Here is a 25,344-nt window from a genome sequence, read left to right as displayed (position 1 = left end):
AGCGCACGCACCGACACCGCAATCGCACGCCGATATTGCCGTGGACCGCGCGCCAAGCTAGGCACTGCCCCCGTGACCGATCACCCGCTCGACGCTCCGGCTCCATCCGGCACGCCCTCGCCAGAGGCGGTGGCGCGTGCGCGGCTGGTGGACGCGCTGGTGCGCACCGGCGAGGAGGACCGCGCCGCTTTTCGCGATCTCTATGCGCTCACCTCGGCGAAACTATTTGGCGTCTGCTACCGTATCTGCGGCGAAAGGCAGGCAGCGGAAGACGTGTTGCACGATGTGTATCTGACGATTTGGCGGCGCGCCGGTGCCTATGACCCGCTGCGCGCCAGCCCGATCACGTGGCTCGCCACGATCGCGCGCAACCGTGCGATCGACTGGCAGCGCGCGCAGAAGATCCGCCGCGCCACGCCGATCGAGGATGCGCCGCCGGTGATCGACACGGCACCGCTGGCGAGCGAGACGATGCTGCAGGACGAAGCCAGCGACCTGTTGCACGGTTGCCTGCAAGGCCTCGAGGCGCGCCAGCGCGACGCGATCCGCACCGCCTTTTTCGACGGCGTAACCTATGCCGAACTGGCCGAGCGCCAGTCGATCCCGCTTGGCACGATGAAGAGCTGGGTGCGGCGCGGCCTCGCCAAATTGAAGGAGTGCCTTGAGGGATGAGCGACCTGCCCCCTCCTGAAGGCGTCGGTCCCGATGGTCTCGACGAAGCGCCGGACATGACGGCGGCCGAACTCGCGCTCGGCGTGCTGGATGGCGAGGAGCGCGCCGTCGCGCTCCGCCGCGTCCTCGCCGACCCCGATTTCGCGCGCGAGGTCGAGCGCTGGCGCGGGCATCTGGCACCGTGGTTCGACCAATGGCCCGCGATCGCGGCCCCCGATATTCTCGCGCGCATTGAGCGCTCGCTCGATCAGGCACCGGCAGCACCGGTTGCGAACCTGATCGCCAAGCCGCGTCCGCGGAGCGCGATCTGGCCCGGCGTGGCCGCGCTGTCGAGCATTGCGGCAGCGGCGTTGCTCATCGTGCTGGTCACGCGCCCGCTCGCGCCCCTATCGCCGCCGCAGCCCGCACCGTCAGTCGCGCCGCTCGCCCCCACGCTGGTCGCCTCGATCACGCCGGAGGGCAAAGGCACCCCGGTCACGGCGGTCTATGACAAGACTGCGGGGACGATCCGCTTGACCGAGGCGAGCCTGACCAGTGCCGACCATAGCGCGGAATTGTGGGTGATCCCGGCCGACGGCACGCCGCATTCACTGGGCGTCTTGCGTACCCAGGGGGCGACCGCACTAACGCTGCGTCCCGAAAACCGGCAGCGTATTGCGGCGGGCGCGGTGCTTGCCGTTACGGTCGAACCGGTCGGTGGGTCACCGACTGGCCTGCCAACCGGCCCTGTCGTCGCCAAAGGCGTTCTTTCGCGCGTCTGAGTGCATCCATCGAGCGGGCTGCCCCGTATCTCCGCCGCGTCCATGCCGGGCGCACCCGCAGGAGAAACGCTTATGACCCGCATCTTCCGTACCGCGATCGCCGCAGCCGCCGTCGCGATGAGCGCAGGATCGCTCGCTTCCGCCCAGACCAACCCGATGGTCGGCGGTGCCGCCATGTATCCGACCAAGAACATTATCGAAAATGCCGTCAATTCGAAGGACCACACCACGCTGGTCGCCGCCGTCAAGGCCGCTGACCTGGTCGAGACGCTGTCTGGTCCGGGGCCGTTCACCGTCTTCGCCCCGACCAACGCCGCCTTCGCCAAGCTGCCCAAGGGCACGGTCGCGACCTTGCTGAAGCCGGAAAACAAGCCGACGCTGACCGCCGTGCTGACCTATCATGTCGTCCCCGGCCGGGTGACCGCCGCCGACATCGCTGCCGCCGCGCAGGCGCATGGCGGCAAGGCCACCTATACCACCGTCCAGGGCGGAACGCTGACCTTCGCAAAAGCGGGGCGCGGCTGGAGCATCACCGACGCCAAGGGCCATACCGGACGGATCACCATCGCCAATGTGATGCAGTCCAACGGTGTGATCCATGTCATCGACACCGTGATGCTGCCGTAAAAATTCTGTGCAGCGTCGCATCCCGGCGCTGCGTTCGCGCGTATAATAGACTGTCCCCGTTCCGCAGGGGACACAAAGACCGCTCGCCGGGTCCCCTCCTTTGCGGCGAGTGGTTGCAAAAACAGACCTGCCGACGCCCCCCGCGTCGGCAGGTCCTTTTCATTTCGCCACAAGCGCGTCATGGAAGCGTCACCGGATCGTCGTAACGCACGGCTGCCGCCTGCGTCTTTTCCACAACGCGATGTCCGGCCGGAGAAGCTTGCCATGGCCCTTGCCATTCGACCGCCTCAGGATCGCCCCCGCAAGACCGCTGCAAAGAATCGCGCGGTTCGGAGCGCCGTGCATCAGCACAAACATCTCTCCAAGCAAGGGCTGCTCGAACGCGCCTTCACCTTCGCCTTTCGCGGCCTGGTCTACGCCCAGATCTGGGAAGATCCGGCGGTCGACATGGAAGCGCTGGCGATCACGCCGGATTCGCATGTCGTCACGATCGCCTCGGGCGGGTGCAACGTGCTGAGCTATCTCACCGCCAATCCGCGTGCGATCACCGCGGTCGACCTCAACACCGCGCACATCGCGCTCAACAAGCTGAAACTGGTCGCGGCGCGGCATCTGCCCGATTACGATGCCTTTCACCGCTTCTTCGCCCAGGCCAATAGCCGCGCCAACGTGCTCGCCTATCGCACCTATATCCGCCCGCATCTCGACGAGACGACGCTGGCATATTGGGAAGGCCGCGACATCATCGGCCGGCGGCGGATCAGCGGTTTCGCCAAGAACGTCTACAAGCGCGGCCTGCTCGGCAATTTCATCGGCGTGGCGCATCTGCTCGCGCGGCTGAACGGCGTGAACCCCAAGATCCTGCTCAAGGCGCAGTCGATCGAGGAACAGCGCGAGATTTTCGACCGCGAATTCGCGCCCTTCTTCGACAAGGGCTTCGTCAAGTGGATCACCGATCAGCCCGCCTCGCTGTTCGGCCTCGGCATTCCGCCCGCGCAATATGAAGCGCTGGCTGGCGACGAGAAAATGGCGGTGGTGCTGCGCGAACGGCTCGAAAAGCTCGCCTGCGATTTCGACATCAAGGACAATTATTTCGCGTGGCAGGCCTTTGGCCGCGGCTATGGCCAAGGGCCCTCGGCACCGTTGCCGCCCTATCTCCAGCGCGAGCATTATGCCGAGATTGTCGAGCGCGCGAGCCGGATCGAGGTGCGCCACACCAACTTCACCGATTATCTGCGCACGCACGGCGATGCCTCGCTCGACCGCTATATCCTGCTCGACGCGCAGGATTGGATGACCGACGAACAGTTGACCGATTTGTGGAGCGAAATCACGCGTACCGCCAAGCCCGGCGCGCGCGTGCTGTTCCGCACGGCGGGCGAGCCCAGCATCCTGCCCGGCCGCGTGCCCGATGCGATCCTGGGCAAATGGACCTACCGCGCCGAGGAGTCGCTCGATTATACCAAGCGCGACCGCTCCTCGATTTACGGCGGCGTCCATCTCTACGTGCTCGGATGAACGCAGCCTCGATCGACACGGGCCATGCCGGACATATGGATGCGATCTATCGGTCGCAGCGCCATATCTATGATCTGACCCGCAAATATTATCTGCTCGGACGCGATGCGCTGATCGAAGGCATCGCGCCGCCGCCCGGCGGCAGCGTGCTGGAAATCGGCTGCGGCACTGGGCGCAACTTGATCGCGGCGGCCCGGCGTTGGCCCGATGCGCGCTTCTACGGCATCGATATTTCGGAAGCGATGCTGCAGACGGCGCGCGCCAAGGTCGCCAAGGCAGGCCTTTCCGACCGGATCGTGCTCGCGCAAGGCGATGCCACCGCCTTCAACGCCGAGACGCTGTTCGGCACCGCGACCTTCGACCGCATCTTCCAGAGCTATACGCTGTCGATGATCCCCGGCTGGCATGAAGCGATCCGCGAAGCCGCCGTCAAACTCGCCCCGGCAGGGCGCCTCGATGTGGTCGATTTCGGGCAGCAGGAGGGATTGCCGGGCGCGTTCAAGACACTGCTGTTCGCATGGCTGGCAAAGTTCGACGTGGCACCGCGTGCCGCCTTGCAGCCGGCCTTGATCGAAATTGCCAGCGAGATTGGCGGCACCCCGCAATTTACCGCTTTATATCGCGGCTATGCCTGGTCGGGGCGCATCACCAGAGGTGCCGCCTGACACCGCCACCCCTGCCGCGCTGGCTGGGCCTGGCCGGGCTGCTGCCGCAAATTGCCGTCGCTGCCGTGGTGCTAAGTGGTGACACCGCGCATCGCTTCAATGCGCTCGCGCTCGGCTATGCGTATGCAGCGATCATCCTCAGCTTTCTGGGTGGGATATGGTGGGGCATCGGTGCCAGCCACGCAAACCCGCCCGAATGGCTGTGGGTCGCTGCCGTCACGCCCTCGTTGATCGCCCTTGCCTCCGCCGTGCCATGGGCGCTGGGCGATCCGTGGCCGGGCCCGTCGCTGCTCGTACTAGGCGTCGCGCTGGTCGCGGCGCTCGCGGTCGACGTGGCGTTGAACCAGCGCAAGCTGACGCCGCCGTGGTGGATGAGCCTGCGCCTTCCGTTATCGCTCGGGCTCGGCGGGCTGACGCTCCTGCTCGGGCTGTTCTAAACGGCAGGCGGTGGCCGCGCGCACGGCACCAGGCCCGCGCGCGGCACCGAAAATTAGTGGTGAAACACCAGCCACAGCAGCAGAATGACCGGGATTGGAACACCCAGCAGCCACAAGATACACCCTTTACCCATGATACCGTCTCCCTGATGTGGGGGGCGTAACGGGTCAGCGGCGTCGCGGTTCCCGGTCGGGCGTCAGGCCGCCTTGCGCAATTCCAGGCGGCTCCAGATTTCGACCAGCGCTCCGGTCAGTTCGCGCATCATCGCTTCGTCATGCGCGGGGCCCGGGGTGAAGCGCAGCCGCTCGGTGCCGCGCGGCACGGTCGGGTAATTGATCGGCTGCACATACACGCCATATTCGGCGAGCAGAATGTCGCTGATTTTCTTGGCCTTGACCGGATCGCCCACCATCAGCGGCACGATGTGCGTGGTCGAGTTCATCACTGGCAAACCGGCGTCTGCAAACAGCATCTTCAGCATCGTGGCGGCGGCTTGCTGGCCGTCGCGCTCGACGCTCGATGCTTTTAAATGCCGCACGCTCGCCAGCGCACCCGCCACCAGCACCGGCGACAGCGAGGTGGTGAAGATGAAGCCCGGCGCATAAGAGCGGATCACGTCGATGATCGTCTGGTCAGCGCTGATATAGCCGCCCATCACGCCGATCGCCTTGCCGAGCGTGCCCTCAATGATGGTCAGCCGGTGGGCCACGCCATCGCGGTCCGAAATGCCGCCGCCGCGTGGGCCGTACATGCCCACCGCATGGACTTCGTCGAGATAGGTCAACGCATGATATGTATCGGCCAGATCGCAAATCTCGGCGATCGGCGACACGTCGCCATCCATCGAATAGACGCTTTCGAAGGCAATCAGCTTGGGTGCCGCCGGATCGGCCGCCGCCAGCAGTTCCTCGAGATGTGCCAGGTCGTTGTGACGGAAGACGTGCTTTTCGCAGCCCGAATTGCGGATGCCCGCAATCATCGAAGCATGGTTGAGTTCGTCCGAGAAGATGATGCAGCCGGGCAGCACCTTGGCCAGCGTCGCCAGCGTGGCCTCGTTCGAGACATAGCCGCTGGTGAACAGCAATGCGCCTTCCTTGCCATGCAGATCGGCCAGCTCGCCTTCCAGATCGACATGATAATGCGTGTTGCCGCCGATATTGCGCGTGCCGCCCGAACCGGCACCGACATCGTGCAGCGCAAATTCCATCGCCGCGATCACATCCGGGTGCTGGCCCATCGCCAGATAATCGTTCGAACACCACACCGTGATCGGCTTGGGGCCGTTATGCCCGGCAAAACACCGCGCATTGGGGAAGGCCCCTTTGTTGCGCAGGATGTCGATAAAGACGCGATAACGCCCTTCGACATGCAGGCGGTCGATCGCCTGCGCGAAAATCCGGGAGTAATCGACCCCGGGATGCGGTGAGTCTACGTCCATATCCGGCCCCTACGCCTGCATCCCGCCGATTTCCAGTGACTTTCCCCGATCTAAGTGATGTTACGTATCACTCACAGAGCATCAAGTCGCGTGAGCCCGAAACTGGCGAGCGCCGGGGCCAGCCGATCGATTCCGGCGTCGCGCGCGGTGAACACCGCCCGCCCCTCGCCCGGGCTATCCGGCCAGCTCTGCCCCTCGGTCAGATGCGCGATCCGCCGCGCGATTCCGGCGCTGCCATCGACGAAGCGCACCGGATGCGGTGCCGCCGCCGCCAGTTCGTCCGCCACCAGCGGAAAATGCGTGCAGGCATTGACGATCGTATCGATGCGCGCGCCGCCCGCTTGCCCGAACAACCCGTCCAGGATCGCGGCATAGCGCGCCGGATCGGTGGGCGTCCCGTGCAATTTGGCTTCGGCGAGCGCGACCAGTTCGGCCGAACCGTGGCGCAACACCGTGCAATCCCCGGCAAAGCGCGCGGCCAGATCATCGACATAAGGCTGGCGCACCGTGGCATCGGTGCCGAGCACGCCGATCACGCGCGTCTGGCTGAGCAGCGCGGCGGGCTTGATCGCGGGCACGGTGCCGACCACCGGCAGATCGAGCGCCTCGCGTACCGTGGCCAGCGCAATCGTCGAGGCTGTGTTGCACGCGATCACGATCAGGCGCGGCTGATAGCGTTCGGCAAGCCGCCCGAGCAACGCGGGCACGCGCGCGGCGATCTCGCGCTCGGTCTTGGTACCATAGGGAAAGCCCGCCGAATCCGCGACATAGACCACCGGCATCTGCGGCAGCAACGCCCGCGCCGCGCCGAGCACCGACAAGCCGCCAACCCCGGAATCAAAAAACAACACGGGTCGCTGATCCATAACGCCCCCATAACGCGATCAGCGCATTTGACAAAACCGGCTTGATGGAGATTGTGGCGACGGGCCGTGTGCACGCTATGTTCACATCGACCAAAGGGGGATTTCACGTGCCGACCGACTATCTCTGGCAAGCACCAGCGGCGGCGCTGGTGCTCGGCTATCTGCTCGGGTCGATTCCGTTCGGGGTGCTGCTCACGCGCATGGCGGGCGCGGGCGATTTGCGGCAGATCGGGTCGGGCAATATCGGCGCGACCAACGTGCTGCGCACCGGGCGCAAGGGGCTGGCGGCGGCGACGCTGCTGCTCGATGCGGCGAAGGGCTTCGTCGCGGTGTGGATCGCCGATCACTATCTGGGCGAAACCGGTGTGGTTGCGGCGGCGGCGGTGTTCCTTGGCCACCTCTATCCGGTGTGGCTGCGCTTCCGTGGCGGCAAGGGCGTGGCGACGCTGCTCGGCGTGGTGCTGGCGCTGCATTGGCCGATTGGCCTGGTTTACGCGGTGGTGTGGATCGCGATGCTGGCGCTGCTGCGCATTTCCTCGCTTGCCGGCATGACGGCGGCGGTGGCCGCGCCACTCAGCGCGGCCTTTCTCGGTCGGTTCGACCTGGTTCTGCTGCTGCTCGCGCTCGCTTTGCTCGTGCTGTGGAAGCACCGCGAGAATATCGATCGCCTGATCAGCGGCACCGAACCGCGCGTCGGCCGGAAACATGGCTGAGGCGGTGGATCACGCGCGCCGGGCAATCGCCCGCTTGCGCCTGATCCGCACCGCGCAGATCGGCCCGGTCACCTACGCCCAATTGATCACGCGCTTCGGCAGCGCTGAGGCCGCGCTCGACGCCGTGCCGCAACTCGCCGCGCGCGGCGGCGGGAAGCCGCCAGTGCTGGCACCGGTCGCGCTGGCCGAGCGCGAACTGGCGCTGGTGGCGCGCCTCGGTGCGCGACACCTGTTCCTTGACGACCCCGATTATCCGGCCATGCTCGCTGAACTCGACGATGCGCCACCGGCCCTGATCGTGCGCGGGCAGACCGATCTGCTCACGCGGCTTTCGATTGCGATGGTCGGCGCGCGCAATGCTTCCGCAGCGGCGTGCCGCTTCGCGCGGCAGCTTGCGGCAGAGCTTGGGCGCGAGGAGGTGAGCATCGTCTCGGGCCTGGCGCGCGGCATCGACACCGCCGCGCATGTCGGATCGATCGAGACGGGCACGATCGCCGTGATCGCCGGCGGCATCGACGTCGTCTATCCCCCGGAGAACGCAGCGCTACAGGAGCGGATCGCCAGCGACGGCTTGCTCATCGCCGAGCAACCGCCCGGCACCGAGCCGCGCGCGCGCCACTTTCCCTATCGCAACCGCATCATCGCCGGGCTGTCGCTTGGCACCGTGGTGGTCGAGGCCGCACCCAAATCGGGGTCGCTCATCACCGCGCGCCTTGCCGCCGAACTGGGCCGCGAGGTGATGGCCGTCCCCGGCAGCCCGCTCGATCCGCGCGCGCAGGGGTGCAACGGACTGATCCGCGACGGCGCGACGCTGGTGCAATCCGCCGCCGATGTGCTGGAAACGGTGCGCCCGATCGACCAGCGCATGGTCCGCACCAGCCGCGACAGCTTCCGCGCACCCCCGCCCGAAGATGCGAGCGACGCCGAACGCCGCGACGTGCGCGATCTGCTTGGCCCGGTGCCGGTAGCGATCGACGAACTGATCCGCCAGTCGGGACACAGCCCGGCGATCGTGCAGACGGTGCTGCTCGAACTGGAACTGGCCGGGCGGTTGGAACGGCACGCCGGGGGGCGGGTGGCGCTGGTGTAAGCGCGTCGGCGGCTATTTTGCCGACACTGGTGGCTGCGAATCGGTTGGCAAAGTCAGCATCCGCGTCAACGCCTTCGGCATGGCAGCGCGCGCTTCGGTTTGTTTCGGCCGCCAGACACTCTCCGCAACGAACTGCGGCGCATACCCCGGTGCCGAAGGAACGGCATAGCTTTTGCCGATCGTGCCCGGCGCGTTCGGCACTTGCGGCAATGGCGTGTTACCCTGCGCCTTGAGGCCTGCCTGCATCTCCGACAGGCCGCCGCTGCACAGGATCTCATCATTGGGGCGCAGCGCCGCCGTCGCCGCCTCGATCGACAGCGAGATCGTCCCGAGCTTCATCCGCTCGGCGCGCGACAATGTCTTGATGTACGCGACCAATGCCGGGTTTTGTGCGGACAATTGCTCACGCCGGTGGCCCGCAGCGGTCACATCGGCGCATTTCGGCCCGTCGATCACGGTCAAATCCAGGCTGTACAGAAACATCATCGCTGCGGTCTGTTGCAGGCCCGCCCCGTTCTGCGGCGGCAATGATGCCCCCATGCGCCACAGGTCGTTCATATAGGCATAAGAGATAAGGAAGCCGGCACCGTCATAGATGCGCTTCTGCTCCCAGTTCATGTCGAGCAGAGTCTGTGGCGCGCTACGCGCGGAATGGAGCCGCGCGGCGAGCCGGGTCCAGTCGCGCTGGCCGAACATCGCGTCGAGCGCGCTGGCGTCGGTCGGCATCGGCTTCCCCGGAAGCGCCATGGTCGGGGCAAGGGCCGCGCGCAGCGTCGCCCCGTCCTGTTGCGGCGCGACGACCTGCTGCGCGGCTGCCGGGAGCGCCACGCCGAGAGAAATGCTCGCGACGAAAAGCGTCGCCAGCGTTTGGGATCGGGCCATCTCGCGCACTCCGCTTCATCCTCGCCGGGGCGCTTACCCCACTTGCGCGAGGGCGAGAAGGGCGGATAGGGCGAAACTCCGCCCAGGAGTGCTGCCTCTGCCCCGCTTGACGAGCCGCCCCAGACCCCGCCACCCTCGCGCGTACACGTAAGGACCTCGATCACCCCATGCAGCTTGTCATCGTCGAATCGCCCGCCAAGGCGAAGACCATCGAGAAATATCTGGGCAGCGATTACCGCGTCCTCGCCTCCTACGGCCATGTCCGCGACTTGCCGCCCAAGGACGGCTCGGTCGATCCCGAGGACGGGTTCGCGATGGAATGGGAAAATTACGCCGACAAGGCCAAGCAGTTGAAGGCGATCACCGATCTCGCCAAGACCGCCGACCGCCTGATCCTCGCAACCGACCCTGACCGCGAGGGCGAAGCGATTTCGTGGCACGTGCAGGAAGTGCTCCGCAACCGCAAGGCGCTGCCCAAGGACGTGCAGCGCGTCACCTTCAACGCCATCACCAAGGCGACGGTGACCGAGGCGATGCAGCATCCGCGCGAGCTCGATACGGATCTGATCGACGCCTATCGCGCGCGCCGTGCGCTCGACTATCTCGTCGGCTTCACGCTCTCACCCGTTTTGTGGCGCAAGCTGCCCGGTGCCAAGTCGGCGGGCCGTGTGCAGTCGGTCGCGCTGCGCCTGATCGTCAGCCGTGAGCGCGAGATCGAGGCCTTCCGCCCGCAGGAATATTGGTCGGTCGCCGCCGACATGGAGCATGACGGCACGCCGTTCCAGGCCCGCCTCGTCACCTTCGAGGGCAAGAAGCTTGATCGGCTGTCGATCGGCGAGGAAGGCACTGCCAAGCGCGCCAAGGCCGCGGTCGAAAGCGGGCTGTTCACCGTCCAGACCGTCGAAGTGAAGCCCGCGACGCGCAACCCGCCACCGCCCTTCACCACCTCGACGCTGCAACAGGAGGCCTCGCGCAAGCTCGGCTTCTCCGCCGACCACACGATGCGGATCGCGCAGGGCCTCTATGAGGATGGCGCGATCACCTACATGCGGACCGACGGCGTGCAGATGGATTCGAGCGCGATCTCGGCCGCGCGCCATGCCGTCGCCGATCGCTATGATGCGAGCTACGTTCCCGACAAGCCGCGCGTCTACCAGACCAAGGCCAAGAACGCGCAGGAAGCGCATGAGGCGATCCGCCCGACCGATTTCAGCAAGGATAAAGCCGGCGGCGGCGACCATGCGCGGCTGTACGATCTGATCTGGAAGCGCGCGCTCGCCAGCCAGATGGCGTCGGCCCGGCTGGAGCGCACCACGGTCGAACTGGCCGACGGGACTGGCGACACGGCCCTGCGCGCCACCGGCCAGGTGATGCTCTTCCCCGGCTATCTCGCGCTGTACGAGGAAGGGTCGGACGACACGCAGGATGAAGACGCCAAGCGCTTGCCGCGCCTGCGCGAGGGCGATGCCCCGGCCAAATTGGGCGTCACCGCCGAACAGCATTTCACCCAGCCGCCGCCGCGCTTCTCGGAAGCGTCGCTGGTCAAGCGCCTCGAAGAACTCGGCATCGGGCGCCCATCGACCTATGCCTCGATCATCAAGACGCTGAAGGACCGCGCCTATGTCCGCGTCGAGAAGAACCGCTTCTTCGCCGAGGAATCGGGCCGGTTGGTGACGGCGTTCCTCGAACGCTTCTTCGAGAAATATGTCGGCTATGACTTCACCGCCGGGCTTGAGGACGAGCTTGACGAAGTGTCGGGCGGCCGCGCGCAGTGGCAAGCCGTGCTCGAAGCCTTTTGGAAGGACTTCAAGCCGCGCACGACCGAGGTCATGGAGCAAAAGCCGTCCGAAGTGACCGCCGCGCTCGACAAGTTCCTCGAACCCTATCTCTTCCCGGCCAAGGCCGATGGCAGCGATCCGCGGCTGTGCCCGCTCTGCCACAAGGGCCAGCTCGCTTTGCGCGGCGGCAAGTTCGGCGCGTTCGTCGCCTGCTCCAATTACCCTGAGTGCAAATATACCCGCCGCTTCGGCCAGCCCGGCGGCGAAGGCGAGGCCGACGCCACGCCCGAGACGCTCGGCAATGATCCGGAAAGCGGCTTGCCGGTCGAGCGCAAGTCGGGACGGTTCGGCCCCTATATCCAAATCGGCGAGGGCGAGACGCGCAAGATGGCGTCGATCCCGAAAGATATTGGCGAGCTCGATCTCGAATGGGCGTTGAAACTGCTGTCGCTGCCGCGCACCATCGGCACGCACCCCGAAACCGGCGAGCCCATCACGGCGGCCATCGGTCGCTATGGCCCGTATCTAAAGCATGCCGGCAAATATGCGCGGCTTAGCTCGACGGCGGATGTGTTCGAAACGGGGATGAACGCAGCGGTGGTGAAGCTCGCCGAAGCCGCCGCAGGTGCCGGGCGGCCGCAACGTGGAGCCCAGGCCCCGCTCAAGGTGCTGGGCTTGCATCCGCGCACCGAGGCCGAGATCAAGCTGATGGAGGGCCGCTACGGGGCCTATGTCACCGATGGCACGACCAACGCGACCTTGCCCAAATCGATCGAGAAGGATGCGCTGACGCTTGAAGAGGCCGCGCAACTGATCGACGCGCGAGCCGCCGCAGCACCACCCGCCAAGGGCAAGAAGAAGGCAGCGGCCAAAAAGCCCGCCGCGAAGACGGCTGCAAAGAAACCGGCGGCCAAGAAACCGGCCGCGAAAAAGGCGGCACCCAAAAAGGCGGTCGCCGCAGAGTAAAGGATCAGGCGGCGCGGCGCTGGGTGGACACCAGGAACGCCCGCGCCGCCGCCTGAGCAGTGGCGATTTCGCGCGCGGTCATGTCCTCGGCAATGTCGCGGCGGCAATCCTTGGCAATCTCGCTGCCCGCGACTGCGGCGAGGTTGAACCATTTGTGCGCCTCGATCAGGTCGACGCCGATACCGGCCGAGCCACTCGAATAGACCATGCCAAGGTCGAAACACGCATCGGCGTCTCCGCGCGCCGCGTCGGCGATTCGGCTGTCGATCAGGAACTGCGCATTCTTCAGGCTGCTGCCCATGCTCTTAACCCCCGTTAACCATCCCTACCGGCAACACCTTGCCGGATTGGGGTCAACAAAAGGTTAACGGCCATTAGGCATGATCGGCGGGCGGAATCGCGAGGTTGTCGATCAGCCGGGTCGTGCCGATCCGCGCCGCTGCCAGCAAACGCCGCTCGCGGCTGGGGTCGGTCGCTGTGGCCAGCGTGGCGGCATCGACCAGTTCGACATAATCGACCGAGAATCCCGCAGTTACCAAGGCGTCGCGCGCGATTGCCAGCGCGCCTTCGGGATCATCGCCCCGCGCAATCGCCTTGGCCGCCACGCCGAGCGCGCGCGGCAAGGCCACCGCTGCTGCCCGCTGCGCCTCATCCAGATAGATGTTGCGTGACGACAGCGCGAGCCCGTCATCATCGCGCTGCGTCGGCACGCCCTGAATCTCGATCCCGAAATCGAGATCGGCAACCATCCGCCGAATCACCGCGAGCTGCTGAAAATCCTTTTCGCCGAACAAGGCGATGTCGGGCCGGACCTGGTTGAACAATTTCGCGACGACGGTCGCCACCCCGTCGAAATGGCCGGGCCGCGATGCGCCATCGAGCCCCTCGCTCACCCCCGCCACCGAAATCGTGGTGGCGAACGCGTCGGGGTACATCACCTCGACCGGCGGCATCCACAACAGGTCACAGCCCGCCTCGGTCAACAGCCGCGCATCCGCCGTCTCGCGCCGGGGATAGCGCGACAGGTCCTCATTCGGGCCGAATTGCCGTGGGTTGACGAAGATCGACGCCACCACCTTGCGGCCCGGCCGCTTCGCCGCCTCGATCAACGCGAGGTGCCCGGAATGCAGCGCCCCCATCGTCGGCACGAGCGCAATACTCGCGCCTCCGCTGCGGAAATCGGCGATCCCAGAACGGAGCGCTTCGAGGGAACGGATGGTTTGCACGGATGTGTGGCCTTCGGTAAGGACGGGCGCGCCTTCTATGAGGCGTGATCCAACCGGACAAGACGGGAAGCAAACACGTTGGCGACTGCTGCGCGAAAGCCACACATTATTGTCTTCGCCAATGAAAAGGGCGGCACAGGCAAGTCGACCACCGCGGTGCATGTCGCGATCGCGCTGGCGGCGCGCGGCGCGCAGGTGTCGGCGCTCGATCTCGACCATCGCCAGCGCACGATGGGGCGCTATTTCGACAATCGTACCGCGACGATCAAGCGCACCGGTCGCGACTTGCCGATCCCGCGCCACATCACGCATGACGGCGAAAGCCTGGCACGCTTCACCGAAAGCTTCGACGCGCTGGCCGACGGTGCGGATTTTCTGGTGATCGACACGCCCGGCCGCGATGATCGCTTCGCGCGCATGGCCGCCGCCCGCGCCGACACGCTGGTCACGCCGATGAACGACAGTTTCGTCGATTTCGATCTGATCGGCCAGGTCGATCCCGAAAGCTACAAGGTCACCCGCCCGAGCTTTTACGCCGAAATGATCTGGGAAGCGCGCAAGGCGCGCGCCAAGGCCGACGGCTCGACGATCGACTGGGTGGTGCTGCGCAACCGCGTCCAGCATATCGAGGCGCGCAACATGCGCCGCGTGTCCGAAGCGCTCGACCAGCTCGCCAAGCGCGTCGGCTTCCGCATCGTGCCGGGCCTGGGCGAACGCGTCATCTACCGCGAACTGTTCCCCAACGGCCTGACCATGCTCGATTCGGGCGAATTCGGTGCCATGGGCTTGGCGCACGTCGCCGCACGCCAGGAGTTGCGCGAGATGATGGGCGCGCTTGCGCTGCCGGAGCCGGTCCCGCCGCTGTTCGCATAATGGGCAAGCTTCTTTTCTTTGCGGCGGTCCTGCTCGGTGGCTGGTGGCTGCTGCGCGCGCGACCGAAACCGACGCTGCGGCTCGACGAAGCCGAAGCGCGCGCCGTGCTCGGGGTGGCGGCCGATGCCGATGCTGCGGCGATTCGCGCGGCGCATCGGCGCTTGGTCGGCGCGGTCCATCCCGACCGAGGGGGCTCGGCCGATCTCACCCGGCGGATCAACGCCGCGCGCGATCTGCTGCTCCGACCCTAGACATTGAACTTTCGCGGGTTTCACCGATTAGGCACGCATCCAACCAACAGGAGCTACCATGACGTACCGTTTCGACCCGACGTCCCTGCGCGAATATGACATCCGCGGCATCGTCGGAAAGACGCTCGGCACCGCCGACGCCGACGCGATCGGTCGCGGTTTCGGCACGCGCGTGCGCCGCGCGGGCGGCACCCGCGTCGCCGTCGGCTATGACGGTCGTTTGTCCTCGCCCGAGCTTGAAGCGGCTTTGGTCGGCGGCCTCACCGCCGTCGGCGTGAATGTCGTGCGGATCGGCATGGGGCCGACGCCGATGCTCTATTATGCCGAGGCCACGCTAGAAGTGGATGGCGGCATCGAGATAACCGGCAGCCATAATCCCGCCGAGTATAACGGCTTCAAGATGGTCCTGCAGCACAAGCCGTTTTTCGGCGCGGACATTCAGGACTTGGGCCGCATGGCGGCGGAGGGCGATTGGGATGTCGTCGCCGATGAGGCCGATCGTGGCACCGTCTCCACCGCCGACATCGAGGACGATTATGTCGGTCGCCTCGTCGCGGGCTATGCCGGGGGCAGCTACAAGATCGGCTGGGACGCGGGCAATGGCGTGTCGGGCCCGATCATCGAGAAGCTGGTCAAGCTCCTGCCGGGTGAGCATCATGTGCTGTTCACCGATGTCGACGGCAATTTTCCTAACCATCATCCCGATCCTACCGATGAAAAGAATCTGACCGACCTGAAGCGCCTCGTCGCCGAGAAGCAGCTCGATTTCGGATTGGCTTTCGATGGCGATGGCGACCGCATCGGTGCGATTGACGGGCAGGGCCGCGTGATCTGGGGCGACCAGATTCTGTCCATTTTGGCCGAACCTGTGCTGAAGGAACTGCCTGGTGCGACGATCATCGCCGATGTGAAGGCATCGCAAATGCTGTTCGACCGCGTTAGCGAGCTCGGCGGCAAGCCGCTGATGTGGAAGACCGGCCACAGCCTGATCAAGATGAAGATGAAGGAAACCGACAGCCCGCTGGCGGGCGAGATGAGCGGCCACATCTTCTTCGCGCACGAATTTTACGGGTTCGACGACGCGCATTATGCCGCCGTCCGCCTGATCCGCGCAGCCCACATGATCGGCAAATCGATCACCGATTTGCGCGGCGCGATGCCGGCCCTGGTCAACACCCCCGAAATGCGCTTCCAGGTCGATGAAAGCCGCAAGTTCGCGGTGGTCGAGGAAGTACTCGACCGGCTCGAAGCGTCCGGCGCCGACGTCAACCGCACCGATGGTGCCCGCGTCAACACGCCCGACGGCTGGTGGCTGCTGCGCGCCTCCAACACCCAGGACGTGCTCGTCGCGCGCGCCGAGGCGAAGGATCAGGCGGGGCTCGATCGGTTGCTCGGGATGATCGACGACCAGCTCGCATTGAGCGGCCTCGTCCGTGGGGAGCAGGCGGCGCACTGAGACAGTTTGTTCGCGCAGAGGCGCGGAGGACGCAGAGAAGAGGGTTTTCACGCGAAGGCGCGAAGCCACGAAGATGGATTTTCCGCGAAGCGGTTTATTACCCTGTGTCCGGCGCGCGCCGCCAGACACAGGGCGCCTTCGCGCCTTCGCGCCTTCGCGTGAAAAATCCTTCTTCTCCTTCTCCGCGTCCTCTGCGCCTCCGCGCGAACAAACCTGTCTTCTTCGCTCGCAATCCGCAGCAGAACACGCCACCTAGTCCCAATGCCCCCGCCCCCACCCCAGATCATCCGCGTCATCGACCTTGAGACCACCGGCGAGGCCCCGCCCGTCCACGGCGTGTGCGAAATCGGCTGGCAGGACGTCGCGCTCGGCCCCAATGGCCGTTGGGAAATCCACGGAGAGGGCGGCGCGCGCCTCGTCAATCCCGGTCGCCCGATCCCGCCGCTGACGCAGACGATCCATCATATCCTCGACGAACAGGTCGCCGATGCGCCGTTCTGGCATGATGTCGCGCGCGCGGTGCTCGATCCCTATCCCAAGCGCGTCGCGCTCGCCGCGCATCGCTCGATCTATGAAGAGAAATTCTGCAGCCCGGCGCTCACCCGCAATGCTCCGTGGATCTGCACCTGGAAATGCGCGTTGCGGCTATGGCCCGACAGCCCGACCTTCTCCAACCAGATGCTGCGCTACTGGCGCAAGCCCGAGGGGCTGATTCACGAACGCGGGCTGCCCGCACACCGCGCCTTCCCCGATGCCTATGTCACCGCCTTCCACTTGCGCGACATGCTGAACGCGGTCGGCATCGACCAGTTGCTCGCCTGGTCGAGCCTGCCCGGTTTGCTGCCGCGCGTGCGTCAGGGCCCCGATCGCGGCAAGGAATGGAGCGAGGCGAGCGACGAAACCATCGCCACAATGCTCGAAGACCGCGACGAGGATGTCCGCTTCACCGCCGAAACCGAACGCGCGCGCCGCCGCGCAGCCTAACCGCTTGATCTAAGTCAACACGCAGTCACTGGTATTCCCGGCACCGCGTGCTTAGGGCAGCCGCTATGTTCGAACGCATCGTGCTGGGATTTGGTGTTAGCGAAGGGCGCATGCAGCGCTTTTTGCTGACCTGCATGGGGCTGGGCTTCGCGGCGCTGGTTGCAGTGGGCATTGCGGCGGGCTGGTCGACCGCGCGCAACGAAGGCCATACGCGCGATGTCAACCACACCTATGAAGTCGAACTCGCGATCGACCGTGCGCGCATCCTGATCGAACAAAGCGAAACCTCGCGCCGCGGCTTCGTGCTGACGGGCGAGCACGTCTATCTCGACACCTATCGCACCAGCATGGCGGCCTTGCCCACGCTGCTGACGCGGATCGCGACGCTGACGCGCGACAATCCCCGCCAGCAACGCACGATCGCGAGCTTACGTCAGATGATCGCCGATCTGGCGGAACAGCGCGAGCGCACGATTGCGGTAACGCTGCGGGGTGACCATGTCGCTGCGCGAACGCTGTTCAGGGAAGAAACCAGCGCACGCCGGATGCGCGCCGTGCGAAAACTGGCGGATGCCATGGTCGCCGAGGAGCAACGCTTGCTCGCCATCCGCGATGCCGAGCAGCAGGCCAGCGTCCGCGTCTTTTATGCGACGCTCGCGCTCGCCGGGCTGTTGCTGGTGCTGGTCGCCTTGGTCTCGCTGCTGACCGTACGACGCTACACCCGCGATCTCGCCGCGTCGCGCGACAGCTTGCGCGATTTCGCCGATACGCTCGAGGATCTGGTCAACGAACGCACCGCCGACCTGACTCGCGCCAATGACGAGATCCAGCGTTTCGCCTATATCGTCAGCCACGATCTGCGCAGCCCGCTGGTCAATGTGATGGGCTTTACCGCCGAACTGGAAAGCGCAACCGCCACAATCGGCGCATTGATCGATCGCGCCGAGGCGCGCGCGCCCGACATCGTCACGCCGGACGACCGCCTCGCCGCGCGCGAGGATTTGCCCGAGGCGATCAAGTTCATCCGCACCTCGACGCAGAAAATGGACCGGCTGATCAACGCCATCCTGAAATTGTCGCGCGAAGGGCGGCGCGTCATCGCGCCCGAGCCGCTCGATCTCGACACGATGGTCGATACGATCGGCGCGAGCCTGACCCAGCAACTCGACCATCGCGGCGCGACGCTCACGGTCGCGCGCCCGCTCCCGGCGATCATCAGCGACCGGCTTGCGATCGAGCAGATCCTGTCCAACCTGATCGAAAACGCCGTGAAATATCTCAGCCCCGACCGGGCCGGGCAGATCACGGTGCGCGGTCGGCGCGAGGGGCAGCGCGTTACGATCGAGGTCGAGGACAATGGCCGCGGCATCGCCGCCAGCGATCATCAACGCGTGTTCGACCTGTTCCGCCGCTCGGGCAACCAGGACCAACCGGGCGAAGGAATCGGTCTGGCCCATGTCCGTGCCTTGGCGTATCGCTTGGGCGGCGTGATCGAAATGGCGTCGGAACTGGGCCAGGGCACCACCTTCCGGCTCAACCTGCCGACCAAGCTCGACACGACCAACGCCGATACGCGGGAAAGCGGAACATGAACGACCACCAAAGCGTCAGCATCATCATGATCGAGGATGATGAAGGCCATGCGCGCCTGATCGAAAAGAACATCCGCCGTGCGGGCATCCTCAACCACATCACCCATTTCACCGACGGCACCACCGCGCTCGACTATCTGTTCAACGCCGCCGCCGGACCGCAGCGCAACGGCCCGGCGCTGGTGCTGCTCGATCTCAACCTGCCCGACATGAGCGGGACCGATATTCTGGCCAAGATCAAGGCCGCCGACGGCCCGCTGCGCCGCACGCCCGTCGTGGTGCTGACGACGACCGACGACAAGGTCGAGATTCAGCGCTGCTACGATCTCGGCTGCAACGTCTACATCACCAAACCGGTCAATTACGAAAGCTTCGCCCAGGCGATCCGCCAGCTTGGCTTGTTCCTGTCGGTGATTCAGGTCCCCGAGACCGAGGGGTGAACCGAACCGCCCCACCTGCGGTCCTGTATATCGATGACGATGCGGGGTTGCGGCGGCTCGCCGCCCGCACGCTCGCGCGGCACGGCTATGCGGTGACCGTTGCCGAAGGCGGTGCAGAGGGCGTCGCGCTGGCGCGCAGCCAGCCCTTCGACCTGATCGCCGTCGACCATTATATGCCCGGCATGGACGGGCTGGAAACGCTCGAGCAGCTCCACACGCTGCCGGTGATGCCGCCGGTGGTCTATGTCACCGGTTCCGAGGAAGGCCGCATCGCGGTGGCCGCGCTAAAGGCCGGGGCCGCCGATTATGTGGTGAAGACCGTCGGCGTCGATTTCTTCGATTTGCTCGCCAGCGCCTTCGCGCAGGTGCTCGAACGCGCCGCGCTCGAACGCGGCAAGGCCGCCGCCGAGGATCAACTCCGCGCCAGCAACGCCCGGCTCGAGGCGCTGCTGCGCGAGGTCAACCACCGCGTTGCCAACAGCCTGCAACTCGTCTCGGCGATGGTGCGGATGCAGGCGACCGCGCTCGACGATGACAATGCGCGGCTCGCGCTCGAGGACACGCAGCGCCGCATCACCGCAATCGCGCAAGTGCATCGCCGCCTCTATACCAGCAACGATGTCGAGCAGGTCGACATGCGCGAATATCTCGGTGCCTTGGTCGATGAACTGGGCGAGACCTGGTCGACCCCGGCCGCGCCGCGCACGCTACGCCTCGCCGCCGAGCCGATCCGGCTGTCGACCGATCGCGCGGTGTCGCTTGGCGTGATCGTCACCGAGCTCGTCAGCAACGCCTGCAAATATGCCTATCCCACCAATGGCGGCGAAGTGCGCGTCTCGCTCCACGGCGATGGCGATGCGCATTTCCGGCTGGAGGTCGAAGATGACGGCATCGGCATGGTCGCCGACGCCGCGCCGCGCGGCACCGGCGTTGGCACCAAGCTGATCCGCGCGATGGCGCAGAGCCTGCAGACCATCATCGAATATGACACCAGCGCGCGCAGCGGCGTCCGCGCGACGCTGCGCGCCGCGCTCGACTGAGGTCGCTCAGCGCCGCTTACGGAATTTGTAGACGAACTGGTCGGTATGGCCGCGAATGGCGGGGTCGAAGACATTGCCGCTATGGTCGTCGGCGGGGTTGCGCAACACGTCGCTTTCACCGACGAATTCGAAACCGGCCTTGACCACTTCGGCCTTTACCGCAGCAGGGTCGATCCGGTGTTTGGTGGACGTGCCGGTGATGCCCGTGCCCGCCGCATCGGCATGGTCGATCACGATATAGCTGCCGCCCGGCTTCAGCGCTTTCAGCACTTCGGCATTGAACTGGTCGAGCGCGGCTTCGCCGCCATTATTGGCGATGTCGTGATAATTCTGGACTGTCCACACAAGGTCGACGGGTTCCGAGGCCGCGACAATCCCCGACGTCAGCACCTTGGCAGTGAGGTTGGGCAGATGGCGCGCGTCGAGCGCCGCCTCCGCCTTGGCGGCACGGTCCGCCGCCGCCGCCGGCCAAATGGCATAGACATGCCCGGCCTTGCCAACGACGCCTGTGAAGATGCGCGTCCAATAACCGCCACCGGGCAAGAAATCGATCACCTCGTCGCCCGGTCCGACGCCCGAAAAGGCCAGCACTTCGGCGGCCTTGCGCCGCGCGTCATCGCCGGCCTGATCGGCGCGCTCGGCATTGGCGAGCCCGGCGGCGACGGCCCGTTGCGTCTCCTTCGGCGAATGTTTGGAGGCGGGCTCAACCGCTGCCACTGCGGCCGTTGCGACCAGCGCCGTCATCGCCAACCCTGTCAAAACACCGCGCATGCTGTTTCCCCTCACCGTTTGCGCAAAGCTACGCCAACAGCCCACCCCGAGTCACGCGAAAGCGCGGTGCCGCGCTTACTCCGGACCGTCCCGGTCGGTGACGACACCGGACCAGCCGCCGCCCATCGCCTGATAGAGCTGGACGCGCGCCGCCAACGCATCGCTGCGTGTCTGGATCAGCGCCAATTGCGCGCCGAGCAACCCGCGCTGCGCATCAAGCTGTTCGAGATAGGGGGAATAGCCTTCCCGGTAGCGATTCGTCGCCAAGCGCAACCCCTCGGCGAGCGCAGCCCGCTGCCGCTCGCCCAGCGCGACTTGCTCGTCGAGCCGTCGTACCGCCGCCAGCGCATCCTCGACATCGCGGAATGCCGCCAAGGCGACGCGACGATACGCGAACGCCGCCTGGTCGCGCTGCGCACCCGCCGCGTCAGCCTGCGCCGTCAAGCGCCCACCCTGGAAGAGCGGGGCAAGGATGCTCCCCCCCGCCGACCAGACCGTGATCGGATTGGCGAGCAGCGTCGAGAACACCGCCCCCGCCGACCCGCTCAGCCGCAATTGCGGCAGAAACCGCTTGCGCGCCGCTGCCAGCGAACTGTCGCTCGCGGCGAGTTGATATTCGGCCTGCGCGACATCGGGGCGACGGCGTAGCAATTCCGAGGGCAGGCCATCGGGCACTGGCGGCACTTCCAGTCGATCAAGCGCCACACCCCGCGCCGTCCCCGCTGGCAGCGCACCGGTCAGCACGCTCAGCGCATCCTCGGCGCGCGCAATCGCCAACTGGATTTGCGGCACGATCTGCGCGGTCGCGTCATATTCGGCCTGCGCCTGTTGCAGCTCGAGCTTCGGCGAATAGCCGTGATCGACCCGCGACCGCGCGATCCGCAGCGATTCCGCGCGCGCCGCCAGGGTCGATCGCGCGACCTCGAGGCGGGCATCGAGCCCGCGCAGCGTGAGATATCCGCTGGCCGTCGCCCCCGCGACCGACAGCCGCACCGCATCACGCGCCGCCGCGCTCGCCAGATAGGCATCGCGCGCGGCGGAGCGCTGATCGGCCAGACGCCCGAACAGATCGACCTCATAGGCCGCTTGCACCTTCGGTTCCCCGGCCGTCTGCTTCTCCGGCTGGCCAAACGCATCGACCTCGCGCGTGCGCGCACCGCTGAGACTGGCATCGAGCGTCGGCAGCACCTGGGACCGGGCGACCGCGACATTGGCGCGCGCCTCGCGCACGCGTGCCACCGCAACGCCGATGTCGGGATTGTTGGCCAGCGCGCGCTCGACCAGATCGGTCAGCACCGGATCGCCAAAACCCTGCCACCATGCCCGATCGAGCGGCGCGACTGGGCCGGTGTCGGTGCGCCACGCCGGTGTCGGAGCAAGCGGTGCCACCGCCGCCGTCTTCACCGTCGGCCCGGCACAGGCCGAGAGCGACAGGGCCAGCAGCACCGCTGCGCGGCGGCTCATCGCCGGGGCGTCCCGTCGGTATCGATGCTGACCACCACCGACATGCCCGGCCGCAACCGCGCCGCCAGCGCCTGCCCCGGATCGATCGCCACGCGCACCGCAATCCGCTGCGCCACCTTGACGAAATTGCCGGTGGCATTGTCGGGCTTCAACACCGAAAATTCCGATCCTGCCGCCGGGGACAGGCTTTCGACATGGCCGGTGAGGCTCGCATTGCCCAGCGCATCGACGCGGAATGTGGCGCGTTGGCCGGGCACCATGCGATGCGTCTGCGCTTCCTTGAAATTGGCGACGACCCATACGCTGTGCGGCACCAGGAACAGCAATTGCGTGCCCGCCGTGACATAGGCACCCTGCCGCACGCCGATTTCGGACACTTGCCCGTCGGTCGGCGCGCGGATGATGGTGTTGTCGAGATCGATCTGGGCGAGCCGCAATTGCGCCTTGGCGGCATCGACCGCCGCTTCCAGCCCGCTCCGCCCGACCGCGACCGTGCGGACATCCTGCGTACCGATCGCCCGACCGGCCTGCGCCTGCTGCACCGCTGCGCGCGCCGCGAGCAGGGTCGCGCGGGTCTGGTCGAACTCACGAGTCGAGATCGATCCATCGGCGACCAGCGCCTGCGCGCGCTTCATGTCGGCCTCGGCGCGCGTCAATTGCGCCTTGGCATTCTCGATCCCGGCGTCCTGGCTCAGGATCGCGACTTCGCGCGACCGCCGCGCTTGCGCGGAATTGGCCAGCGCCGCTTCCTGCGCCGCGACATTGGCCTGCGCCTGCGCCACGCGCGCGCGGTAAATGCGCTCGTCGATCGTCGCCAGCACTTGCCCCGCTTTCACCTCGGCGAAATCCTGCACCGGCACGCTCATCACATAGCCGCTCACCTGCGGGCTGATGATCGTCACGCGGCCGCGCACATAGGCGTTGTCGGTCTCCTCGGCCCAGCCCGCAAACGGTGGCAATTGCCATGCATAGAGGATGATGACGATCGCCAGCACCGCCAGCGCCACGATGGTGATGGTCGCCGGGCGCGATTTGACCGGCGGGGCCCAGCCGCGCGGGGCCGCGACTTGCGGATCGGGGGTGGCGGGGGTCGGTGTCGGTGGTGGAGTGTCGCTCATCTCATTGCCCCTGGTGACCCTGAGCTGCCTGGATCTGTCTTTGTTGCAACAGCAGAATCGGTGATATCTCGCCGCGCCGCCGGATCGACCAGCGGATCGCATAACCCCACACCGCCGTCAGCGCAGCCAGCACGCCGACCAGCAGGAAAACGTCGTTAAACGCCAGGATATTGGCTTCGCGCGCCACCTGTTGCGCCAGCAGCGCGGCCCCTTCGGCGCTGCGCAAGGCCGGGTCGCCAACCACCCCGGCAACCCGCCCGGCCCCGGCGCGCAGCCGCGCCGCAACCAGCGGGTCGGTCGCCACGATATGCTGCACCAGCGTGTTCGAATGAAATTTCTCGCGTATCACCTGAAAGGTCGACAGCAATGCCGTGCCGACCAGCCCGCCGACGCTCTGGCTAAGGCTGAACAGCACGACGAAGCTGACGAAATTGCGTCCCCCAGCGAGCAAGGTGCGCGCGATCCCGATCACCATCGCTTGCCCGAGGAACAACAGCGAGGCGAAGCCGATCATCGCCTGGCTGAGATACAGGTTGCTCGGTCGAGTGAGGTTGGTCGCATCCGAATCCATGAACGCCGCGATCGCCACCAGCACGACCGCAATCGTGATCGGCCGCGTCACGTTGTGCGGATCGAAGGTGAACACCGCCACCGCCAACCCGGCGATCGACGCGACCACGACGATCAGATTGAGCGTCACCATCTGGTCGTTGATCAACCCCACCGCATTCAACAGCCCGATCGAGCCGAACGCCTGTTCGGACAGCAATACGCGCACCGAGGCGGCAATCGCCATCAGCCGCAGCATTTCGCGCGTGCCGAGCCAGCGCGTGTTGATCAGCGGGCTGGCGCGGTGGTGTTCGACGATCAGCGCCGCCGCGACCAGCGCGACGCTCGCCGCCAGCGCCCAGCCCATCCAGGCGCGCTCGGTCCACCATTCGATCCGCCCCTCGGACAGCACTGCGATCAGCAACCACAAGCCGGGGGCCAGCAAGGCGAAGGTGAGGAAGTCGAGCGGCTCGAACGCCTTGCTGCGTTCGCTCGGCGGCAAGGGCAGCGCCATCACCGCCGCCAGCGTGGCCAGTGCGAGCGCCAGTTCGAACCAATACAAATGGTGCCAATCGCCCGATTCGAGCAACCGCGGCGACAGCGCGCGCGCCAGCGGCATCGCCAGTTGCGGGATGCTGATGCCCATCATCACCCCGGTCAGGCGGCGTGCAGCGGGCATCGATTGCATCAGATACAGCAGCGTCAGCGTCGACAGGCCGCTCGCCGCGATCCCGCTCATCGCGCGCACCGCAACCGAGGTCCAGAAACCGTGGACGAACAAATGCATCAGCGTGGTCGCGGCATAGGCCAGCAGCATGTAGCGAATGAACGGCTGCAGGCCGAATTGCTGGCGATATTTCACGAGCAGCAAATTCGCGGTGACGTTGGTCATGTAATAGGCCGCCGTCAGCCACGCGCTCTCATTGGTGTTGAGCCCGAGCGTGCCTTGCGCGAAGTTGAGGTTGACCTGGACCAGCGCATTGCCAAGGCCGCCGGTAATGCCGATCAGGCACCCGACCGCGAAATAGCCGATATGGCGCGACAGCGGATGTTCCGGGTTGGCGGGCGAGCCGGGCAGCGTCGGGCGCTCATTGGGTTTGAAGACGTATTCCGCCACGTCTCGTCTTGCTCCCTGCCCGATCGCTCGCCCAAACACCCGCCGCACG

The 25,344-nt window shown here is 66.2% G+C and carries 25 protein-coding genes; 16 read left to right on the top strand and 9 right to left on the bottom strand.

The features are described from left to right. Positions 1-72: 72 nt before the first annotated feature. From H4W01_RS21420 to H4W01_RS21395, 6 genes are all read left to right on the top strand, one after another. The gene (locus tag H4W01_RS21420; protein WP_209613097.1) at positions 73-672 is read left to right on the top strand and encodes a sigma-70 family RNA polymerase sigma factor; all 600 of its coding nucleotides are present in this window, start codon (positions 73-75) and stop codon (positions 670-672) included. Then, the gene (locus H4W01_RS21415) at positions 669-1,433 is read left to right on the top strand and encodes an anti-sigma factor (RefSeq protein WP_209613096.1); all 765 of its coding nucleotides are present in this window, start codon (positions 669-671) and stop codon (positions 1,431-1,433) included. Before H4W01_RS21420 ends, H4W01_RS21415 begins: the two co-directional genes overlap by 4 nt. A gap of 72 nt (positions 1,434-1,505) precedes the next feature. Next, entirely contained in the window at positions 1,506-2,060 is a 555-nt protein-coding gene (locus H4W01_RS21410; RefSeq protein WP_209613095.1) for a fasciclin domain-containing protein, read from the top strand. A 264-nt stretch (positions 2,061-2,324) separates the two neighbouring features. After that, positions 2,325-3,578, top strand: a complete 1,254-nt coding sequence (locus tag H4W01_RS21405) for a DUF3419 family protein (protein ID WP_209613094.1) — start codon at positions 2,325-2,327, stop codon at positions 3,576-3,578. Further along, positions 3,575-4,243 (top strand): class I SAM-dependent methyltransferase, encoded by a 669-nt coding sequence (locus H4W01_RS21400; RefSeq protein ID WP_209613093.1) that lies wholly within the window; start codon positions 3,575-3,577, stop codon positions 4,241-4,243. Before H4W01_RS21405 ends, H4W01_RS21400 begins: the two co-directional genes overlap by 4 nt. Beyond that, positions 4,183-4,680, top strand: a complete 498-nt coding sequence (locus H4W01_RS21395; RefSeq protein WP_334685442.1) for a DUF3429 domain-containing protein — start codon at positions 4,183-4,185, stop codon at positions 4,678-4,680. Before H4W01_RS21400 ends, H4W01_RS21395 begins: the two co-directional genes overlap by 61 nt. 197 nt (positions 4,681-4,877) lie before the next feature. Here H4W01_RS21395 and hemA read toward each other — a convergent pair whose 3' ends face one another. After that, complete coding sequence (gene hemA / locus H4W01_RS21390) at positions 4,878-6,119, bottom strand: 5-aminolevulinate synthase (RefSeq protein ID WP_209613092.1); 1,242 nt, start codon at positions 6,117-6,119, stop codon at positions 4,878-4,880. A 71-nt stretch (positions 6,120-6,190) separates the two neighbouring features. Next, positions 6,191-6,985 (bottom strand): glutamate racemase, encoded by a 795-nt coding sequence (gene murI, locus H4W01_RS21385; protein ID WP_209613091.1) that lies wholly within the window; start codon positions 6,983-6,985, stop codon positions 6,191-6,193. Positions 6,986-7,092: 107 nt separating this feature from the next. Between murI and plsY the strand changes: the two genes are divergently transcribed. Continuing rightward, positions 7,093-7,698 carry a glycerol-3-phosphate 1-O-acyltransferase PlsY gene (plsY, locus tag H4W01_RS21380; RefSeq protein ID WP_209613090.1) on the top strand — a complete coding sequence of 202 codons (606 nt, stop codon included), beginning with the start codon at positions 7,093-7,095 and terminating at the stop codon, positions 7,696-7,698. Next, positions 7,691-8,788 (top strand): DNA-processing protein DprA, encoded by a 1,098-nt coding sequence (gene dprA / locus H4W01_RS21375; protein WP_209613089.1) that lies wholly within the window; start codon positions 7,691-7,693, stop codon positions 8,786-8,788. The genes plsY and dprA overlap by 8 nt, the downstream gene beginning before the upstream one ends. A 12-nt stretch (positions 8,789-8,800) precedes the next feature. Here the strand turns inward: dprA and H4W01_RS21370 are convergent, their stop codons facing one another. Beyond that, entirely contained in the window at positions 8,801-9,670 is an 870-nt protein-coding gene (locus H4W01_RS21370; RefSeq protein ID WP_209613088.1) for a hypothetical protein, read from the bottom strand. Positions 9,671-9,837: 167 nt separating this feature from the next. Between H4W01_RS21370 and topA the strand changes: the two genes are divergently transcribed. Further along, positions 9,838-12,414: a type I DNA topoisomerase gene (gene topA, locus H4W01_RS21365; protein WP_209613087.1), complete on the top strand. Its 2,577-nt coding sequence runs from the start codon at positions 9,838-9,840 to the stop codon at positions 12,412-12,414. A gap of 4 nt (positions 12,415-12,418) precedes the next feature. On the opposite strand, the gene H4W01_RS21360 is transcribed toward topA, so the two are convergent. Together H4W01_RS21360 and panC are read right to left on the bottom strand one after the other, a co-directional pair. Continuing rightward, positions 12,419-12,715 (bottom strand): SEL1-like repeat protein, encoded by a 297-nt coding sequence (locus H4W01_RS21360; protein ID WP_010406124.1) that lies wholly within the window; start codon positions 12,713-12,715, stop codon positions 12,419-12,421. Between the two features lie 73 nt (positions 12,716-12,788). Next, entirely contained in the window at positions 12,789-13,640 is an 852-nt protein-coding gene (panC, locus tag H4W01_RS21355; RefSeq protein WP_010406122.1) for a pantoate--beta-alanine ligase, read from the bottom strand. 78 nt (positions 13,641-13,718) lie between these two features. On the opposite strand from panC, the gene H4W01_RS21350 reads away from it, so the two are divergent. The 7 genes from H4W01_RS21350 (at position 13,719) to H4W01_RS21320 (ending at position 20,276) form a co-directional block, all read left to right on the top strand. Next, a complete protein-coding gene (locus tag H4W01_RS21350) occupies positions 13,719-14,513 on the top strand; it encodes a division plane positioning ATPase MipZ (protein WP_209613086.1) in 795 nt (264 codons plus the stop codon). After that, entirely contained in the window at positions 14,513-14,764 is a 252-nt protein-coding gene (locus H4W01_RS21345; RefSeq protein WP_010406117.1) for a molecular chaperone DnaJ, read from the top strand. Before H4W01_RS21350 ends, H4W01_RS21345 begins: the two co-directional genes overlap by 1 nt. 58 nt (positions 14,765-14,822) lie before the next feature. Then, entirely contained in the window at positions 14,823-16,220 is a 1,398-nt protein-coding gene (gene pgmG, locus H4W01_RS21340) for a phosphoglucomutase/phosphomannomutase PgmG (RefSeq protein WP_209613085.1), read from the top strand. A 261-nt stretch (positions 16,221-16,481) separates the two neighbouring features. Continuing rightward, a complete protein-coding gene (locus H4W01_RS21335; RefSeq protein ID WP_209613084.1) occupies positions 16,482-17,204 on the top strand; it encodes a 3'-5' exonuclease in 723 nt (240 codons plus the stop codon). A gap of 65 nt (positions 17,205-17,269) precedes the next feature. Next, the gene (locus tag H4W01_RS21330; RefSeq protein ID WP_209613083.1) at positions 17,270-18,796 is read left to right on the top strand and encodes a sensor histidine kinase; all 1,527 of its coding nucleotides are present in this window, start codon (positions 17,270-17,272) and stop codon (positions 18,794-18,796) included. Then, positions 18,793-19,236 (top strand): response regulator, encoded by a 444-nt coding sequence (locus tag H4W01_RS21325; RefSeq protein ID WP_010406110.1) that lies wholly within the window; start codon positions 18,793-18,795, stop codon positions 19,234-19,236. The genes H4W01_RS21330 and H4W01_RS21325 overlap by 4 nt, the downstream gene beginning before the upstream one ends. After that, a complete protein-coding gene (locus H4W01_RS21320) occupies positions 19,233-20,276 on the top strand; it encodes a sensor histidine kinase (RefSeq protein ID WP_010406106.1) in 1,044 nt (347 codons plus the stop codon). The genes H4W01_RS21325 and H4W01_RS21320 overlap by 4 nt, the downstream gene beginning before the upstream one ends. Positions 20,277-20,282: 6 nt before the next feature. Here H4W01_RS21320 and H4W01_RS21315 read toward each other — a convergent pair whose 3' ends face one another. The 4 genes from H4W01_RS21315 to H4W01_RS21300 all read right to left on the bottom strand — a co-directional run bounded on the left by H4W01_RS21315 (position 20,283) and on the right by H4W01_RS21300 (position 25,295). Then, positions 20,283-21,047, bottom strand: a complete 765-nt coding sequence (locus H4W01_RS21315) for a class I SAM-dependent methyltransferase (RefSeq protein WP_010406105.1) — start codon at positions 21,045-21,047, stop codon at positions 20,283-20,285. Between the two features lie 75 nt (positions 21,048-21,122). Then, the gene (locus H4W01_RS21310) at positions 21,123-22,511 is read right to left on the bottom strand and encodes an efflux transporter outer membrane subunit (protein WP_209613082.1); all 1,389 of its coding nucleotides are present in this window, start codon (positions 22,509-22,511) and stop codon (positions 21,123-21,125) included. Then, complete coding sequence (locus H4W01_RS21305; RefSeq protein ID WP_010406103.1) at positions 22,508-23,629, bottom strand: HlyD family secretion protein; 1,122 nt, start codon at positions 23,627-23,629, stop codon at positions 22,508-22,510. Before H4W01_RS21305 ends, H4W01_RS21310 begins: the two co-directional genes overlap by 4 nt. 1 nt (position 23,630) lies before the next feature. Then, positions 23,631-25,295 carry an MFS transporter gene (locus H4W01_RS21300; RefSeq protein WP_209613081.1) on the bottom strand — a complete coding sequence of 555 codons (1,665 nt, stop codon included), beginning with the start codon at positions 25,293-25,295 and terminating at the stop codon, positions 23,631-23,633. Positions 25,296-25,344 lie beyond the last annotated feature (49 nt).

Source organism: Sphingomonas sp. PL20 (assembly GCF_017875905.1).
GTDB lineage: Bacteria > Pseudomonadota > Alphaproteobacteria > Sphingomonadales > Sphingomonadaceae > Sphingomonas > Sphingomonas echinoides.
Note: the sequence above shows the minus strand (reverse complement) of the source record. Positions and strands in the feature narration are given on the sequence as shown.

Bases quoted from the DNA above. Each gene is read 5' to 3' on its own strand.
- H4W01_RS21405 (WP_209613094.1), top strand. From the start codon at position 2,325: ATGGCCCTTGCCATTCGACCGCCTCAGGATCGCCCCCGCAAGACCGCT.
- topA (WP_209613087.1), top strand. From the start codon at position 9,838: ATGCAGCTTGTCATCGTCGAATCGCCCGCCAAGGCGAAGACCATCGAG.
- H4W01_RS21325 (WP_010406110.1), top strand. From the start codon at position 18,793: ATGAACGACCACCAAAGCGTCAGCATCATCATGATCGAGGATGATGAA.
- H4W01_RS21315 (WP_010406105.1), bottom strand. From the start codon at position 21,047: ATGCGCGGTGTTTTGACAGGGTTGGCGATGACGGCGCTGGTCGCAACG.
- H4W01_RS21360 (WP_010406124.1), bottom strand. From the start codon at position 12,715: ATGGGCAGCAGCCTGAAGAATGCGCAGTTCCTGATCGACAGCCGAATC.
- hemA (WP_209613092.1), bottom strand. From the start codon at position 6,119: ATGGACGTAGACTCACCGCATCCCGGGGTCGATTACTCCCGGATTTTC.
- H4W01_RS21370 (WP_209613088.1), bottom strand. From the start codon at position 9,670: ATGGCCCGATCCCAAACGCTGGCGACGCTTTTCGTCGCGAGCATTTCT.
- H4W01_RS21330 (WP_209613083.1), top strand. From the start codon at position 17,270: ATGTTCGAACGCATCGTGCTGGGATTTGGTGTTAGCGAAGGGCGCATG.
- H4W01_RS21415 (WP_209613096.1), top strand. From the start codon at position 669: ATGAGCGACCTGCCCCCTCCTGAAGGCGTCGGTCCCGATGGTCTCGAC.
- H4W01_RS21410 (WP_209613095.1), top strand. From the start codon at position 1,506: ATGACCCGCATCTTCCGTACCGCGATCGCCGCAGCCGCCGTCGCGATG.
- pgmG (WP_209613085.1), top strand. From the start codon at position 14,823: ATGACGTACCGTTTCGACCCGACGTCCCTGCGCGAATATGACATCCGC.
- murI (WP_209613091.1), bottom strand. From the start codon at position 6,985: ATGGATCAGCGACCCGTGTTGTTTTTTGATTCCGGGGTTGGCGGCTTG.
- H4W01_RS21335 (WP_209613084.1), top strand. From the start codon at position 16,482: ATGCCCCCGCCCCCACCCCAGATCATCCGCGTCATCGACCTTGAGACC.
- H4W01_RS21310 (WP_209613082.1), bottom strand. From the start codon at position 22,511: ATGAGCCGCCGCGCAGCGGTGCTGCTGGCCCTGTCGCTCTCGGCCTGT.
- H4W01_RS21400 (WP_209613093.1), top strand. From the start codon at position 3,575: ATGAACGCAGCCTCGATCGACACGGGCCATGCCGGACATATGGATGCG.
- dprA (WP_209613089.1), top strand. From the start codon at position 7,691: ATGGCTGAGGCGGTGGATCACGCGCGCCGGGCAATCGCCCGCTTGCGC.
- H4W01_RS21305 (WP_010406103.1), bottom strand. From the start codon at position 23,629: ATGAGCGACACTCCACCACCGACACCGACCCCCGCCACCCCCGATCCG.
- H4W01_RS21345 (WP_010406117.1), top strand. From the start codon at position 14,513: ATGGGCAAGCTTCTTTTCTTTGCGGCGGTCCTGCTCGGTGGCTGGTGG.